This window comes from Streptomyces flavotricini (genome assembly GCF_020639365.1).
Lineage (GTDB): Bacteria > Actinomycetota > Actinomycetes > Streptomycetales > Streptomycetaceae > Streptomyces > Streptomyces flavotricini.
Genome location: NZ_JAINUL010000001.1, coordinates 3,797,925 through 3,812,996 on the forward strand (window position 1 = coordinate 3,797,925; position 15,072 = coordinate 3,812,996).

Sequence of the window (15,072 nt, forward strand, 5' to 3'; positions counted from 1 at the left end):
CCGCGCCGCTGCGGGCCTTCCGGGCCCTCCCACTGCTGCGTGCGCGGGTTCCAGCGGACGGGGCCGCTCCCCTGGGCCACTGATCACCCCCCGAACGAGGTCAGCAGGGCGGCCAGCGCGGTGGCCGCGCTCACCGAGTCCACCAGCGGGGCCCACCGTTCCAGCGCCCCGCGCAGCCGGGCGGGCAGGCCCGGCCGCACCTCCTCGCCCGTCGCCTCCAACTCCTCTGCCGCCGCGTCCAGTTCGGCGTCGAGAGCGGTCCTCCCGTCGCTGCGTGGCAGGCGTACGAGGGCCGCGCGGAGGTCCCGTACGGCCTCCAGCAGCTCCTGGGCGGTCGGCCCGGCGCCGCCGGAGTCCGCCCTCGTACCGCCGTGGTTGACCGTGCTGTTGCTGACGTCCGTGCCGCCGATGCTGAAGGCGCTGCCGCGTACGTCGCCGATCCGCACCGAGGGCGGCCCGGCGCCTTCGCTATTGGCCACTTCTGCTCTCCTTCCCCGCGCGCACGCGCCCGTCCTTGCGGTCCGTGCCGTCCTTGCCCTGGTTCACCGTGCTGTTGTGGCTCACTCCGTTGATGCCGAAGGCGCTGTTGCTCACCGACTGGATGAACACCCCGCCCTCCGCGACGTTGACCGCGCGCTCCGCGAACTCCTCGGTGTGCCAGCCCGCGTCGTGCAGCGCCTGCGTCACGCCGCCCACGATGCGCTCCTGGATCGTCTTCACGTACCGGTCCATGTCCATCAGCTGGAACAGCGACAGATCGCCCTGCGAGGCGAGTTCGCGTACGGACGCGGCCGGTCCCGCCGCGTACGCGACGCCGTGCCCGGCGGTCACCAGCCGCCACGGGACCCGGCAGGCCCCGACCAGGGTGGCGAGGGCCACGCCGAGCGAGCCGGGGGCGTTGCTGAGGGCCAGCAGCACCTTGGCGAGGGGGGTGTTGCGGCGGTGGCGCCGGGCGATGTCGTCGGCCCGCTGGAAATCGGGCCGCACCGGCAGCAGCACGTGCGGCGCGACCTCCAGCATGAGCATGCCGCCCTGCGTGTGGACGCGGATGAACACGGTGATGACGAGGTTCTCGTCCCAGCCGCCGATCCGGACGCGCAGGAAGTGCCGGCGCCGCTCGCCGCCTTCCTCGACCGCGGCGGCGCGGTGTTCGGCGAACGCCTCCTGCGACACGTCGACCGCGTCCACGTCGGGCAGTCCCGCGGCCGGAAGGAACACGCACTCGTCGATGACCAGCTCGCGCAGCCGGTCCAGGACGCTCGCCTCCGCGCCCTCGGAGCCGCCCGGCGAGGGCACGCGCAGGGCCTCCAGCCTGGGCCGGATCCGCTCGATGATGCCCGCGTTGTCGAGGCGGCGGGCCCCCGCTCCGGCCCGCGGGCGCAGCTCCACCGTCAGCTGCCACGGCAGCCGGGCCTGGCCCGCCCCGCAGAACGGGTTGTCGACGTCGTACAGGACCACCTGCGCGTGCTGCAGGCGCAGGATCCGGTCCTGGGCCCGGTGGAAGCGCGGGCCCCCGACCGGGTCGGCCTCCCAGTCCGCGTAGTGCTCACGGCTGAGCTTGGAATTGATGGTCTGCGCGAAGTGCCCGCGCTGGAAGTAGACGAGCACCGTGACCAGCACGGCGATCAGGACGACCGTCCACGAGTAGACCTCCCCGTAGTACTGGCCGAGCCTGGGCAGCAGCATGAGGATGCCGGGCGGGTCGTGCTCGAAGAGGTACCCCACGTAGTCGCCGAGGAAGCTCAGGTCGGGGTTCCCCCTGCCGCCCAACTCGTACGCGAAGCCGCTGATCTCGTCCGTGAAGAAGCCCCGGAGCACGCCCCACAGGATCCGGCCGAGGAGGAAGACGGCGCAGGCGCGCAGGATCCACTCGAAGAACCGGATGCCGCGGCCGGTCCGCTCGCGGCGCTTCTTGAGGTGGCCGGCACCGCTCAGGAGCAGCGCCGGGACGAGCAGGAAGAGGAAGAACGCGCGGGTGAGGAGGAGGCCGAGCGCCCACACCGCGACGATCCCCGCCGACCAGGCCACCTCGGTGCGCAGGGCGCGCAGGGCGTGGGCGAGGACGCGGGAGGCGTCGAAGCCGTAGGAGGGCGCGGGGAACCGTTCCTCGTGGACGTAGAGCTCCTCGATCACCCGGTCGCGGTAGGCGGGGTCGAGGTAGGTGCCGGCGCACAGCAGGCGTCCCGCCTCTGTCGCGGTCGGGTCCACGGGGGCCCTGCCGTCGGGTGTGCCACTCACGCGTTCTCCTCGCTCGGGAGGAGGGCAACCGTACGGCGCGCGGGGTGCGCGTAAACAGGGTGCTTCACGCCAAAAGGCCCCGGCGTGCACGCCGGGGCCTTTCAGGTGTCGCGGGATCGGGTCCGGCCGGGCCGGCCGGGCCCTTCGCAGGGCCGGCCGGGTCCCGTGCGGCCGGTCAGATCAGGCCGAGCTCGCGGACCGCGTCGCGCTCCTCGACGAGCTCCGCCACGGACGCGTCGATGCGCGCACGGGAGAACTCGTTGATGTCCAGGCCCTGGACGATCTCGTACTTGCCGTCCTTGGTGGTGACGGGGAAGGAGGAGATGATGCCCTCCGGGACGCCGTAGGAGCCGTCCGACGGGATGCCCATGGAGGTCCAGTCGCCCGCGGCGGTGCCGTTGACCCACGTGTGGACGTGGTCGATGGCGGCGTTCGCGGCCGAGGCGGCCGAGGACGCGCCACGGGCCTCGATGATCGCGGCGCCGCGCTTGGCGACGGTCGGGATGAAGGTGTCGGCGAGCCACAGCTCGTCGCTGACGACCTCGGCGGCGTTCTTGCCAGCGATCTCCGCGTGGAAGATGTCCGGGTACTGGGTCGCCGAGTGGTTGCCCCAGATGGTGAGGCGCTTGATGTCGGAGACGGCGGCGCCGGTCTTGGCGGCCAGCTGCGAGATCGCGCGGTTGTGGTCGAGGCGGGTCATCGCGGTGAAGCGCTCGGCCGGTACGTCCGGGGCCGCGGCCTGCGCGATGAGCGCGTTGGTGTTGGCCGGGTTGCCGACGACGAGGACCTTGATGTCGTCCGCGGCGTGGTCGTTGATGGCCTTGCCCTGCGGCTTGAAGATGCCGCCGTTGGCGGAGAGCAGGTCGCCGCGCTCCATGCCCTTGGTGCGCGGGCGGGCGCCCACGAGCAGGGCGACGTTCGCACCCTCGAAGCCCGCGTTCGGGTCGTCGAAGATGTCGATGCCCTTGAGCAGCGGGAAGGCGCAGTCGTCGAGCTCCATGGCGGTGCCCTCGGCGGCCTTCATCCCCTGGGGGATCTCCAGGAGGCGGAGCTTGACCGGCACGTCCGCGCCGAGCAGGTGACCGGACGCGATGCGGAAGAGCAGCGCGTAGCCGATCTGGCCGGCGGCGCCGGTGACGGTGACATTCACGGGAGTGCGGGTCATGGCCTTCTCCGTTAGACAGCTGGCGGTGGGGCGTCGCTGCCCCATGTGCTGGCGGACGCCGCTCCCCTGCGAATCTTGACGTGAAGAGACATCCGGCGTCAGGCTATCCGACCTTCCGGCGGCCCAATCCCCCGGTCCGTGTGGTGCAGGGCACACGGACCGGGAGTTCGAAGGCGCGGAGGGGGATTTCCCCCCTCTTTTCGACCGCAGGACACCGCCGGACGGGTGTACGAGCGGGTGCGAGTACGTCAGCTGCGCCGGCCCCGCCGGACACGCCGGCCCCGTCGGGCACCCCGGCGGCGGCCGGGCTCAGCGGACCGTGAAGCGGACCGCGTCCTCCAGGAACGGGACGTCCAGCAACGGCTTGGGCTCCATCACCAGCGCGAGCAGCGTGATGGCCACGCCCAGCAGCCCGTAGGTGACCATGTCGGTGAACCGGGAGCGCACCGCGAGCATCCCCACCTGCGGCAGTGCGCGCCGCAGCACGGAGGCCGCGATCAGGGCCACGCCGATCACCAGGACACCGGCGCGGGGGTGGTTCAGCGCGGTCAGGAGCAGTCCGACCGCGGTGGCCCCGAGCACGCTGAGCATCGGCCACTGGCGGGCCGCGAGGGCGTCACCTGGCGCGGCACGGCCGTGGCCCTCGGGGCGGGCGGTGTCCTTGGTGATGGAGGGGAAGCGGCGCGACTTGGCGGCGTCGGGGGCGGCTCCGGCACCCGCGGGCTCGGCGCCGGGGCCGGACTCCGCGCCGGTCGCTTCCGCTTCGTGCTCAGCCCGCACTGGTCGACGTCCGTTCCGCCGCCTCGACGACGTTCACGAGCAGCTGCGCCCGCGTCATCGGGCCGACACCGCCCGGGTTCGGGGAGATCCATCCGGCCACCTCGGCGACGCCCGGGTGCACGTCGCCGACGATCTTGCCGTTCTCGTCGCGGCTGACGCCCACGTCCAGCACGGCCGCGCCGGGCTTCACGTCCTCGGGTTTGACCAGGTGCGGGACGCCCGCGGCCGCCACGATGATGTCCGCCTGGCGCAGCTGGGCCGCCAGGTCGCGGGTGCCGGTGTGGCACAGGGTGACGGTGGCGTTCTCCGACTTGCGGGTCAGCAGCAGGCCCATCGAGCGCCCGACGGTGATGCCGCGGCCGAGGAGCACCACGTGCGCGCCGTTGATCTCGATGCCGTGGTGGCGCAGCAGCTGCACGATCCCGTACGGGGTGCAGGGCAGCGGGCCCGGCTCGTTCAGCACCAGCCGCCCGAGGGACATCGGGTGCAGGCCGTCGGCGTCCTTCGCCGGGTCCATCAGCTCCAGGACCCGGTTGGTGTCGATGCCCCTGGGGAGCGGGAGTTGGACGATGTAGCCGGTGCACTCCGGGTTCGCGTTGAGTTCCCGTACGACCGCCTCGATGTCCTCCTGGGAGGCCGTCTCGGGCAGTTCGCGCTGGATGGAGGCGATGCCGACCTCGGCGCAGTCCTTGTGCTTGCCGTTGACGTACCAGCGGCTGCCCGGGTCGTCGCCGACCAGCAGGGTGCCGAGGCCGGGGGTGATGCCCCGGGCCTTGAGCGCCGCCACGCGGGCGGTCAGTTCGGACTTGATCGCGGCGGCGGTGGCCTTGCCATCGAGAATCTGGGCGGTCATGGCCCCATCCTCCCGGATGGACCGGCTTCGCTTCCAGTCGCGGGCCCGGCCGGGCGCCCATTCCCGGGCCCGGGCGGTGGCTCCGCGGCGGACTTGACCCGTTCATTGCACTTGCACAACAAGTGACCGGCCCGGCGCGCCGTCGCTGGACAACTCCCGCCCGGGCGGACCACGATGGCGTAAAGAGTGCCGCGGGCAGTGCCGGGGGGCGTACCGCACACAGCAGTGATTCCTCCGTGCGTGCCGTGCGTCCCCGCACTTCCACGGAGGAACACCCCAAGATGAGCTTCGGCGACCCGAACAACCCGTACGGGCAGCAACAGCCGCCGGCCCCGCAGGGCCAGCCCGGCTACGGCTACCCGAACCAGGCCCCGCAGGGCGTCCCGCCGCAGGGCGGCTACGCCTACCCGCAGCAGGCCCCGCAGGGCCAGCCCGGCTACGGATACCCGAACCAGGCGTACCCGGCCGGCCCCGGCGGCTACCCGGGCATGCCCATGCAGATGCCGGGTGTGCTGAAGACCGCGCGCGTGCTCCTCTTCATCATCGCGGCCATCCAGCTGATCGTCGGCGCGTTCGCCCTGCTCGGGGCGGCCTTCATCTCCAGCGCCGACTCCGGCAGCAGCTACGGCAGCAGCAACTCGGGCCAGGTGGCCGCCGGTGTGATCGCCCTGATCGCCGTCATCGCCATCGCGTTCGCCGTATGGGCGATCGTCCTCGGCGTGAAGTTCGGCAAGGGCGGCAACGCCACGCGGATCACGACGATCGTGTACTCCGTGCTCTTCCTGCTCAGCAGCCTCGCCAACTTCGCGAACACCGGCAGCAACGGCACGGGCCCCGCACTGGCGGGCGGCGTGATCGGCCTCGCCATCGGCGTGGTCATCCTGGTCGCCGCGGTGAACAAGGACTCGGTGGCCTGGTTCAACCGGCCGCGCTACTGATCCCCGTACGGTCCTCGCAGATGCGGCGAAGGCCGCCACCCTCGGTGGGTGGCGGCCTTCGCCGTGTGCGGGGGCCGGACTCAGTGGAAGAAGTGCCGCGTCCCGGTGAAGTACATGGTCACGCCGGCCGCCTTCGCGGCCTCGACGACCTGCTCGTCACGGACCGAACCGCCCGGCTGGACCACGGCCTTGATGCTGGCGGCGGTCAGGATCTCCAGCCCGTCCGGGAACGGGAAGAAGGCGTCGGAGGCGGCGTACGAGCCCTGCGCGCGCTCGGCGCCCGCCCGCTCGACGGCCAGCTTCGCCGAGTCCACGCGGTTGACCTGGCCCATGCCGACGCCCACCGAGGCGCCGTCCTTGGCGAGCAGGATCGCGTTGGACTTGACGGCCCGGCAGGCCTTCCACGCGAAGGCGAGCTCGGCGAGCTCCTCCGCGGAGAGGGCCTCGCCGGTGGCGAGGGTCCAGTTCTTCGGGTCGTCGCCCTCGGCCTGGAACAGGTCGCTCTGCTGGAGCAGCGCGCCGCCGGAGATCGGCTTCAGGTCACCCGGCTGGTGCGGGGTGCCGTCGACCTTCAGGACGCGGATGTTCTTCTTCTTGGCCAGGATCTCGACCGCGCCGTCCTCGTACGAGGGGGCGGCGATGACCTCGGTGAAGATCTCCGCGACCTGCTCGGCGAGCTCGACGGTCACCGGGCGGTTGACGGCGATGACGCCGCCGAAGGCCGACAGCGGGTCGCAGGCGTGCGCCTTGCGGTGCGCGGCGGCGACGTCCGCGCCGACGGCGATGCCGCACGGGTTGGCGTGCTTGATGATCGCGACGCAGGGCTCGTCGTGGTCGTACGCGGCTCGGCGGGCGGCCTCGGTGTCCACGTAGTTGTTGAAGGACATCTCCTTGCCGTGCAGCTGCTCGGCGTTGGCGAGCCCGCCCGGCTGGCCGTCGGTGTAGAGGGCGGCGGCCTGGTGCGGGTTCTCGCCGTAGCGGAGGGTGGACTTGCGGTCCCAGGCGCTGGCCAGGAACTCGGGGAGCACGGCCTCCGGCTCCGGGGCGTACGCATTCGTGAACCAGGAGGCCACGGCGACGTCGTAGGCGGCGGTGTGCTGGAAGGCCTCGGCGGCCAGCCGCTTGCGCGCGGTGAGGTCGAAGCCGCCGCCCTGGGCCGCGGCGAGGACGTCGGCGTACCGGGCGGGGCTGGTGACGACGGCGACCGAGGGGTGGTTCTTGGCGGCGGCGCGGACCATCGACGGGCCGCCGATGTCGATCTGCTCGACGCACTCGTCGGGGGTGGCGCCGGAGGCGACGGTCTCCCGGAACGGGTACAGGTTGACGATCACCAGGTCGAAGGGCTCGATGCCGAGCTCGGCGAGCTGGTTCTTGTGGTCCTCCAGGCGCAGGTCGGCGAGAATGCCGGCGTGCACGCGCGGGTGCAGGGTCTTGACCCGGCCGTCCAGGCACTCGGGGAAGCCGGTGAGCTCCTCGACCTTGGTGACGGGCACGCCCGCCGCGGCGATCCTGGAGGCGGTGGAGCCGGTGGAGACGAGCGCGACGCCCGCCCCGTGCAGGCCGCGGGCCAGCTCCTCCAGTCCCGTCTTGTCGTAGACACTGACGAGCGCGCGCCGGATCGGTCGCTTCGACGAGCTCGACGAGGTGGTGCTGCTCTCTACGGCGGTCACTGGATTGTTACCTTTCGTCCCTCAATGCGGTAGCCGTGCCGGGCCAGGCGCCCCACGACGTCGACGAGCAGCTGGCGCTCGACTTCCTTGATGCGCTCGTGCAGAGCGGCTTCGTCGTCCCCGTCCCGGACCTCGACCACACCCTGGGCGATGATCGGACCGGTGTCCACGCCGGCGTCCACGAAGTGGACCGTGCAGCCGGTGACCTTCGCGCCGTAGGCGAGGGCGTCCCGTACGCCGTGGGCTCCCGGGAAGGCCGGGAGGAGGGCGGGGTGCGTGTTGACGAAGCGGCCGCCGAAGCGGCCGATGAACGAGGCGCCCACGATCTTCATGAACCCGGCGGACACGACGAGGTCCGGCGCGTGGGCGGCGGTCGCCTCGGTGAGTGCGGAGTCCCACTCCTCGCGGGTCGCGTACGCCTTGACCGGGCACACGAAGGTGGGGATCCCTGCCTTCTCGGCCCGCTCCAGACCGGCGATGCCCTCGCGGTCGGCCCCCACGGCGACGACTTCGGCGCCGAAGCCCTCGGCTCCGCCGGGATGGGCGTCGATGGCGTCGAGCAGGGCCTGGAGGTTGGTGCCGGAACCGGAGACCAGCACGACCAGGCGGGAGGCGGCCATGGGAGGCCCTTTCTGCGGGAATGCGTCCATACGCACGTCACGTGGTGTCACGCACCGGGCGTACATCTTGTGTGATCAGACGAAAGCGGGGTGCCCCTGAATACGGGTGACCCTACGAAGCCGCCGACCGCCTGCAACGATACCGGCACACCGCACCGCCCCCGAGGGACGGGGGGACGGGCGAGAGGTAGCGTCTGGCATACAAGCCGCATACGGCGCGGTGCCCAGCACCGCGCCACACGTCAACAGCCCTTCGACGCACGCCGCTCACGAGGCCCACGGCGTCCCAGGACGTCCACGACACAGGGGAAGTAACGCACTCGATGCCGGATCGCCGCCAGCCCGACTCCTCCACCGACGACAACCCCTTCGCGGCTCCCCCGGAAGGCCGGCCCGACCAGCCGTGGCAGCCGCGCGGCAACGGCGACGGCGACGGCGGCGGTGACGGCCGCCCGGGCCAGGACCCCGGATCCGGCACCGGCGGGCCGGTGCGCTGGGACCCGACGGACCCGGTCCAGCGGCGGGCCCGGTACGCGCTGCTGGCCGGCATGTGGGGCTTCTTCTTCGGGATCTTCGGGATCCCGTCGGTGGGGCTGCTGCTCGGTGCGCTCGCCATGTACTGGGGGATCAGCGGGCTGCGCGGGAAGCCCGCGGCGCCGGCGCAGGCGTCCGCCGTGGACGCCCTGACGGGCCGTGCGCCCGCTCCCGACCCCGCTCCTCAGGGGGGCCTGGCCGCACTCGGGCCGGCGGCGCGCCCGCAGCGGACGGCGGCGATCGGCGGGCTGGTCACGGCCTCGCTGGCGATCCTGCTGGCGCTGAGCTCGTACGGCCTGCAGCTGGCCTACAAGGACTTCTACGTCTGCCGCGAGGACGCCCTCACGAAGTCGGCGGAGCTGCAGTGCAACAACCTGCTGCCGGACAACGTGCTGGGCAAGATCCTGAAGGTGCAGCAGTAGGCCCGGCGGCGCCGGTTCAGTCCTGCGGCTTGCGGCGGGTCAGTACGCGGGCGCCGGCCACGGGCGCGACGAGGGGCCGGGGCGGCGCGTCCGCCGGGGCCGTCGGGGTTTCCGGGGCGGTCTGGGCCGTCGGGACGGTCTGGGCCGTCGGGGCCGGAACCGGCGTCAGGTCCAGGTGAACCCCTGTCACGACGGTGAGCCGGCGGGGCGGTTTGGGTGCGGTGACCGGGACCGGTTCGGCAGAGGCCGGGACCGGTTCGGCAGAGGCCGGAGCCTGGGCCCGGGGCGGATCCTGGGTCAGGTCCGGTACGAGGGCGCCCGCCGCCCGGCGCAGGGCCTCCCAGCGCAGTTCCCGTACGCCGCTGTCGTGCCAGTCGTCGTCCGCGTCCGACGCGAGGGCCTCCGCCTGCCGGGCGGGCCGGGTCCGCCAGGAGTGCACCGCCACCGCGACCGGCACCGCCGGGAGCAGGGTCCAGGCGAAGGCCGCGGCGCCGACCGCCCACCACACCGGCCCGAAGCTCGCCAGCCCCCGTGAGCCGAGCGGCCCCGAGGAGACCGCCGCGAGCCCGGCCAGCAGCAGCGCGCACACCAGGGCGCCCAGAGCCGCCGTCAGGGCGGTTTCCTTGTAGGAGACTTCACGCGCCCGGCGTACGGCGAACCACCCGACCGCCAGCCCGGCCAGCAGCGGCACCCCGGTGGTCGCACAGGTCAGCAGCGTTCCGGGGCCCTCCGGGGGCAGCGCCGCCAGCAGCGGGAACCTCGGGAGCGCGGGCGAGCCGGCGAAGCCGAGCGGGGTCGCGGTCGCGCCGGCGCCGAGGGCGAAGCCGGGGCCGAGGGAGTACGCGGCGCCCCAGACCATGGCGTTCGGGAGCAGCGCGAGGGACAGGAGCAGGACCGCGAAGCGGCCCGACCAGACCTCCGTCAGCGCCAGGAAGGACGCCTGGACCTCGGCGGCGTGCCAGGCGAGCGAGGCCCCGACGAGCAGCGCGCCGCCGCCCAGCAGCACGAGGGCCCCGGCGGCTCCGGCACGCAGCGCGAGGGGGTAGCGGGGGCGGGCGGCGGCCCGGCGCACGGCCCCCGGAACCCAGTGCGGCAGCGGCCCGACGGGGCGCCCCTTGGCCGCCCAGACGCCGCCGGCGGCGGCGAACACGGCGACGAGCGGTACGTGCCAGGCGGCGCTGAGGGGGTCGGCGGGCATCGGCCCGGCGGCGGCGTAGATGGTCGCCAGGGAGCCGACCGAGAGATATCCGCAGGTCACGGCCGAAAAGACGGCGGAAGCGGGCAGCACTTCATCCCCGTCCCCATCCTCCCCCGAGGCGCTGCCGAGCCGCGCCGCCCGGCGCATGAGCAGGGCGGGCAGCGCGACGAGCAGCAGCGGGGTCACGCCGACGGGGGCCGGCACCCCGGAGAGGGTGTCGTACCGGACGAGCTCGGTCCCGTGGGCGAGCAGCCAGAGCCCGGCGGCCAGGTGCAGGGCGCCGCCGGGGCCGCTGTCGGGGTAGGGGGAGCTGATCCAGAGCACGATGACGAGCACGGCGAGGAAGCCGAGCCCGAGCCCGGCGGCGACGGCCCCGCCCAGTACGCAGGCGGCGGCGGCCGGCGAACGGCGCCGCCCGGCGGCGGCCCGGGGAGCCGCCGGCAACGGGGTCCCGCGTTCGGTCACTTGGGTCACCCCGCCATGGTGCCAACGACACGCGCTATGGGCGGGTAACAGGCGAATGTCCGTGGTGTCGCTCAATATACGTTTTATGTACTTTTTCGCCCAGGTCTGTCGGCAGGTCACGGGGAGCGAGGCATGACGGAGAGCGTCGGGGAGCCGAGGCTCCCCTCACCCAAGGAACGCCGCAGCCTGCGCGAGGCGGCGGGCCTGACGTACGAGGCGATCGCGACGGCGGTGGGCGTCCGGGCCAACACGGTCCGCTCCTGGGAATCGGGCCGCACCCATCCCCGGGGCCGCAAACTCGACGCCTACGCCGCTCTCCTGGGGTCCGTGGCCCCGACACCCGCGGACGCGGACGCGGCCCCCGACGCGTCGGGTGCTCCCGATGCGGCGGCGGCACCTGCCGGGGCGGCCCCGCCGGACGCCCCGCCCCCGGACCGCGCTCCCGGGGCGGTGCAGGCACCTGGAGCCATGTCCCGCGCCGGAACGCAGGACCCCGCCGGAGCGGCCCCCGGCGGGACGCCCGCGGGCCCGGGCCACGAGGCCGACCGGAGCGCCGGAGGGGAGGCGCGGGGCGGGGCCGTGGTGAGGCTGCCCGGGGGCCTGCGGCCCTTCGGCATGAGCGGGCCCGGGCAGCGGACCCGGCCGCCGGTCGCGGCCAAGCGGGCCGCCAAGCCGCCCACGGCCGTGCCCCGCCACGAGGCGAGGTACACCGTCAAGGCCACCGCCCGGGCCATCGGCACGCCCGGCCGGGCAAGGCTCGGGCGGAGCGCCCCCGCCGAAGCGGAGCCCCCGGCGCCCGACCACCCGCCCGCCGAAGGCGCGGCGGCCTCCTCCGAAGGGTGCGAGCAGCCCCCGTCCGGCCCGGGCGGCGGACACCCGTCCGGTCCCGGGGACGGACGGGCGCCCGCCGGAGCGACCACGACCGGGGCCGGCGGGCACCGGGCGCACCCGGCCGGGGACGCGCCCGGCGAGACGGCCGGGCCGGTCCCCGCCGAAGGGGCCGCCGGGCCGGTCCCCGCCGAGGAGGCGACCGCGGCCGACGGATCCGACACGGCCGGACCGGCGGTCGCCGAAGCCGCCGGGCAGGCCCCGGCCGAGGACGCGACCGCCGAGGAGGCGACTGCCGGGCCGGCGCCCGGGCCGCCCGGACCCGGAGCGGTGTTCGACGCGCTGTACCGGTACTCCGCCCCGGCGCTCGCACGGCAGGCGTACCTGCTCACCGGCCGCCGCCGGCTCGCCGAGGAGGCCGTCGAGCGGGCCTTCCAGCAGGCCTGGGCGCGGTGGCCCGAGGTGGCCGCGGATCCCGACCCCGTCGGCTGGGTGCGCGCGGCCGTGTACGAGTACGCCCTCGCCCCCTGGCACGGGTTCCGCCGCGCCCACAAGCACCCCGACAAGGCCCCCGCCGCGCCCGCCGACCGGATCCTGATGGACGCCATGCTGGCGCTCCCGCCGGCCCACCGCCGTACGGTCCTGCTCTACGACGGCGTCGGCCTCGACCTGCCCGACACCGCCGCCGAGACCGAGGCCAGCACCCCCACCGCCGGCAACCGCCTCCTGCACGCGCACGACGCCCTCGCCGACCGCGTCCCGGAGCTGGCCGCCGCGCCTCCCGAGAGGCAGTCCGCGGTGCTGCGCGAGCGGCTCGGCGCGGTCACTCCGGCCGTCCCGCTGGAACCCCGCCCGGCCGCCACCGTGCGCATGGCCGCCGAGTACCGGGCCACCCGCTGGACCCGCGCGTTCCTCGGCCTGACCGCCGTGATCGCCGTGGCGACCGCCTACACCACCGCCACCGCGCCCCGTCAGTACGAGCCCCCCATCGCGCCCGGCGCGAGCGTCTCCGGGGTCCCCCCGCTCGCCGGCCCCCAGCGGCTCACCGACGAGACCCGGCAGCTGCGCGAAAGGCTCCGCTCGCACCCGGCCCACCGGCCCGAGCGGATCGCGCCCAGCCTGGAGTGACAACACGAACGGGCGTGGCCCGCACCCCACTCGGGGATGCGGGCCACGCCCGTACGGCCGTACGCGTGCGTACGGCAGCGGCAAGCGTTACTTCGCGGCGTTCAGGATCTCGCGCGCCAGCTTGGCCGTCTCGGTCGGCGTCTTGCCGACCTTGACGCCGGCGGCCTCGAGGGCCTCCTTCTTGGCCTGCGCGGTGCCGGAGGAGCCGGAGACGATGGCGCCGGCGTGGCCCATGGTCTTGCCCTCGGGGGCGGTGAAGCCCGCGACGTAGCCGACGACCGGCTTGGTGACGTTCTTCGCGATGAAGTCCGCCGCACGCTCCTCGGCGTCGCCGCCGATCTCGCCGATCATGACGATGAGCTCGGTCTCCGGGTCGGCCTCGAAGGCCTCCAGGGCGTCGATGTGCGTGGTGCCGATGACCGGGTCGCCACCGATGCCGACGGCGGAGGTGAAGCCGATGTCGCGCAGCTCGTACATCATCTGGTAGGTCAGCGTGCCGGACTTGGACACGAGACCGATCTTGCCGGGCTTGGTGATGTCGCCCGGGATGATGCCGGCGTTGGACTGGCCGGGGGTGATCAGACCCGGGCAGTTCGGGCCGATGATCCGGGTCTTGTTGCCCTTGGCGGTCGCGTACGCCCAGAAGGCGGCGGAGTCGTGCACCGCGATGCCCTCGGTGATGACGACGGCCAGCGGGATCTCGGCGTCGATGGCCTCGACGACGGCGGCCTTGGCGAAGGCCGGCGGGACGAAGAGGACGGAGACGTTGGCGCCCGTCTCCTTCATCGCCTCGGCGACGGAGCCGAAGACCGGGACCTCGGTGCCGTCGAAGTCGACGGTGGTGCCGGCCTTGCGCGGGTTCACGCCACCGACGATGTTGGTGCCGTCAGCCAGCATCAGCTTGGTGTGCTTCATGCCCGTGGCACCGGTCATGCCCTGGACGATGACCTTGCTGTCCTTGTTGAGGAAGATAGCCATGTGAGTCTGTGACCTCTGCCCTTACTTCGCAGCCGCGAGCTCGGCGGCCTTGTCGGCCGCGCCGTCCATGGTGTCCACGCGCTGGACCAGCGGGTGGTTGGCGTCCGAGAGGATCTTGCGACCCAGCTCGGCGTTGTTGCCGTCGAGGCGGACGACGAGCGGCTTGGTGACCGCCTCGCCCTTGTCCGCGAGCAGCTGCAGCGCCTGGACGATGCCGTTGGCGACCTCGTCGCAGGCGGTGATGCCACCGAAGACGTTGACGAAGACGGACTTGACGTCCGGGTCGCCGAGGATGATCTCGAGACCGTTGGCCATGACGGCGGCGGAGGCGCCACCGCCGATGTCCAGGAAGTTGGCGGGCTTGACGCCGCCGTGGTTCTCGCCGGCGTACGCGACGACGTCGAGGGTGCTCATGACGAGACCCGCGCCGTTGCCGATGATGCCGACCTCGCCGTCGAGCTTCACGTAGTTGAGGTTCTTCGCCTTGGCGGCGGCCTCGAGCGGGTTCGCGGCCGCGTGGTCCACGAACTCCTCGTGGCCCGGCTGGCGGAACTCGGCGTTCTCGTCGAGCGAGACCTTGCCGTCGAGGGCGATGACGTCGCCGGAGGCGACCTTCGCGAGCGGGTTGACCTCGACGAGGAGCGCGTCCTCGGCGATGAAGGTGGCCCACAGGGTCACGAGGACCTCCGCGACCTTCTCGGCGACCTCGGCCGGGAACTGCGCCAGGGCGACGATCTCGCGGGCCTTCTCGATGGTCACGCCCTCGTTGGCGTTCACCGGGACCTTGGCGAGCTTCTCCGGGGTCTCCTCGGCGACCTGCTCGATGTCCATGCCGCCCGCGACCGAGGCCATGGCCAGGAAGGTGCGGTTGGTGCGGTCCAGCAGGTACGAGACGTAGTACTCCTCGAGGATCTCGGGAGCGGTCTCGGCGATCATCACCTTGTGGACCGTGTGGCCCTTGATGTCCATGCCCAGGATGTCCGTCGCGCGGGCGACGGCCTCGTCCGGGGTGGCGGCGAGCTTGACGCCGCCGGCCTTGCCGCGGCCACCGACCTTCACCTGCGCCTTGACGACCGACTTGCCGCCCAGCCGCTCGGTGGCCTCGCGAGCCGCCTCAGGCGTGTCGATGACTTCACCGGCCAGCACCGGTACACCGTGCTTGGCGAAGAGGTCCCTCGCCTGGTACTCGAACAGGTCCACGCGCGTCCGTCCCTTGTCTTCAAAGATTCGCAGTGATTCGCGGTTGTCTGCGTGG

13 protein-coding genes are annotated in these 15,072 nt (G+C 73.3%); 3 read left to right on the plus strand and 10 right to left on the minus strand.

The features are described 5' to 3' along the window. Positions 1-83: 83 nt before the first annotated feature. The 5 genes from K7B10_RS17010 to K7B10_RS17030 all read right to left on the minus strand — a co-directional run bounded on the left by K7B10_RS17010 (position 84) and on the right by K7B10_RS17030 (position 5,036). A complete protein-coding gene (locus tag K7B10_RS17010) occupies positions 84-479 on the minus strand; it encodes a hypothetical protein (protein ID WP_229336859.1) in 396 nt (131 codons plus the stop codon). After that, complete coding sequence (locus K7B10_RS17015) at positions 469-2,238, minus strand: AbeC-like domain-containing protein (RefSeq protein WP_229336861.1); 1,770 nt, start codon at positions 2,236-2,238, stop codon at positions 469-471. The genes K7B10_RS17010 and K7B10_RS17015 overlap by 11 nt, the downstream gene beginning before the upstream one ends. 175 nt (positions 2,239-2,413) lie before the next feature. Then, complete coding sequence (locus K7B10_RS17020; protein ID WP_030154844.1) at positions 2,414-3,403, minus strand: malate dehydrogenase; 990 nt, start codon at positions 3,401-3,403, stop codon at positions 2,414-2,416. A 309-nt stretch (positions 3,404-3,712) separates the two neighbouring features. Next, on the minus strand, positions 3,713-4,183 hold the full coding sequence (locus K7B10_RS41265) for a DUF3017 domain-containing protein (RefSeq protein WP_229336863.1): 471 nt from the start codon (positions 4,181-4,183) through the stop codon (positions 3,713-3,715). Then, positions 4,173-5,036, minus strand: a complete 864-nt coding sequence (locus K7B10_RS17030) for a bifunctional methylenetetrahydrofolate dehydrogenase/methenyltetrahydrofolate cyclohydrolase (protein WP_229336865.1) — start codon at positions 5,034-5,036, stop codon at positions 4,173-4,175. Before K7B10_RS17030 ends, K7B10_RS41265 begins: the two co-directional genes overlap by 11 nt. Before the next feature lie 281 nt (positions 5,037-5,317). On the opposite strand from K7B10_RS17030, the gene K7B10_RS17035 reads away from it, so the two are divergent. Then, positions 5,318-5,974, plus strand: coding sequence for a hypothetical protein (locus tag K7B10_RS17035; RefSeq protein WP_229336867.1), 657 nt, complete (start codon positions 5,318-5,320; stop codon positions 5,972-5,974). An 80-nt stretch (positions 5,975-6,054) separates the two neighbouring features. Here the strand turns inward: K7B10_RS17035 and purH are convergent, their stop codons facing one another. Both purH and purN read right to left on the minus strand, forming a co-directional pair. Beyond that, positions 6,055-7,644: a bifunctional phosphoribosylaminoimidazolecarboxamide formyltransferase/IMP cyclohydrolase gene (gene purH / locus K7B10_RS17040; RefSeq protein WP_229336869.1), complete on the minus strand. Its 1,590-nt coding sequence runs from the start codon at positions 7,642-7,644 to the stop codon at positions 6,055-6,057. Then, positions 7,641-8,264 (minus strand): phosphoribosylglycinamide formyltransferase, encoded by a 624-nt coding sequence (gene purN / locus K7B10_RS17045; protein WP_229336871.1) that lies wholly within the window; start codon positions 8,262-8,264, stop codon positions 7,641-7,643. The genes purH and purN overlap by 4 nt, the downstream gene beginning before the upstream one ends. A 323-nt stretch (positions 8,265-8,587) precedes the next feature. Here purN and K7B10_RS17050 point away from each other — a divergent pair, with 323 nt between their 5' ends. Next, positions 8,588-9,220: a hypothetical protein gene (locus tag K7B10_RS17050; RefSeq protein WP_229336873.1), complete on the plus strand. Its 633-nt coding sequence runs from the start codon at positions 8,588-8,590 to the stop codon at positions 9,218-9,220. Positions 9,221-9,236: 16 nt separating this feature from the next. On the opposite strand, the gene K7B10_RS17055 is transcribed toward K7B10_RS17050, so the two are convergent. Continuing rightward, on the minus strand, positions 9,237-10,892 hold the full coding sequence (locus tag K7B10_RS17055) for a cell division protein PerM (protein ID WP_229336875.1): 1,656 nt from the start codon (positions 10,890-10,892) through the stop codon (positions 9,237-9,239). Between the two features lie 123 nt (positions 10,893-11,015). Here K7B10_RS17055 and K7B10_RS41610 point away from each other — a divergent pair, with 123 nt between their 5' ends. Further along, complete coding sequence (locus K7B10_RS41610; protein WP_229336877.1) at positions 11,016-12,839, plus strand: helix-turn-helix domain-containing protein; 1,824 nt, start codon at positions 11,016-11,018, stop codon at positions 12,837-12,839. 87 nt (positions 12,840-12,926) lie between these two features. Here the strand turns inward: K7B10_RS41610 and sucD are convergent, their stop codons facing one another. Together sucD and sucC are read right to left on the minus strand one after the other, a co-directional pair. Next, positions 12,927-13,817, minus strand: coding sequence for a succinate--CoA ligase subunit alpha (sucD, locus tag K7B10_RS17065; RefSeq protein WP_030864229.1), 891 nt, complete (start codon positions 13,815-13,817; stop codon positions 12,927-12,929). 21 nt (positions 13,818-13,838) lie between these two features. Then, positions 13,839-15,017 (minus strand): ADP-forming succinate--CoA ligase subunit beta, encoded by a 1,179-nt coding sequence (sucC, locus tag K7B10_RS17070; RefSeq protein WP_030011549.1) that lies wholly within the window; start codon positions 15,015-15,017, stop codon positions 13,839-13,841. Positions 15,018-15,072 lie beyond the last annotated feature (55 nt).

Excerpts from the sequence above, each read along its gene's own strand:
- K7B10_RS17020 (WP_030154844.1), bottom strand. The coding sequence starts at position 3,403 with ATGACCCGCACTCCCGTGAATGTCACCGTCACCGGCGCCGCCGGCCAG.
- K7B10_RS17030 (WP_229336865.1), bottom strand. The coding sequence starts at position 5,036 with ATGACCGCCCAGATTCTCGATGGCAAGGCCACCGCCGCCGCGATCAAG.
- K7B10_RS17035 (WP_229336867.1), top strand. The coding sequence starts at position 5,318 with ATGAGCTTCGGCGACCCGAACAACCCGTACGGGCAGCAACAGCCGCCG.
- purN (WP_229336871.1), bottom strand. The coding sequence starts at position 8,264 with ATGGCCGCCTCCCGCCTGGTCGTGCTGGTCTCCGGTTCCGGCACCAAC.
- K7B10_RS17050 (WP_229336873.1), top strand. The coding sequence starts at position 8,588 with ATGCCGGATCGCCGCCAGCCCGACTCCTCCACCGACGACAACCCCTTC.
- K7B10_RS41610 (WP_229336877.1), top strand. The coding sequence starts at position 11,016 with ATGACGGAGAGCGTCGGGGAGCCGAGGCTCCCCTCACCCAAGGAACGC.
- sucD (WP_030864229.1), bottom strand. The coding sequence starts at position 13,817 with ATGGCTATCTTCCTCAACAAGGACAGCAAGGTCATCGTCCAGGGCATG.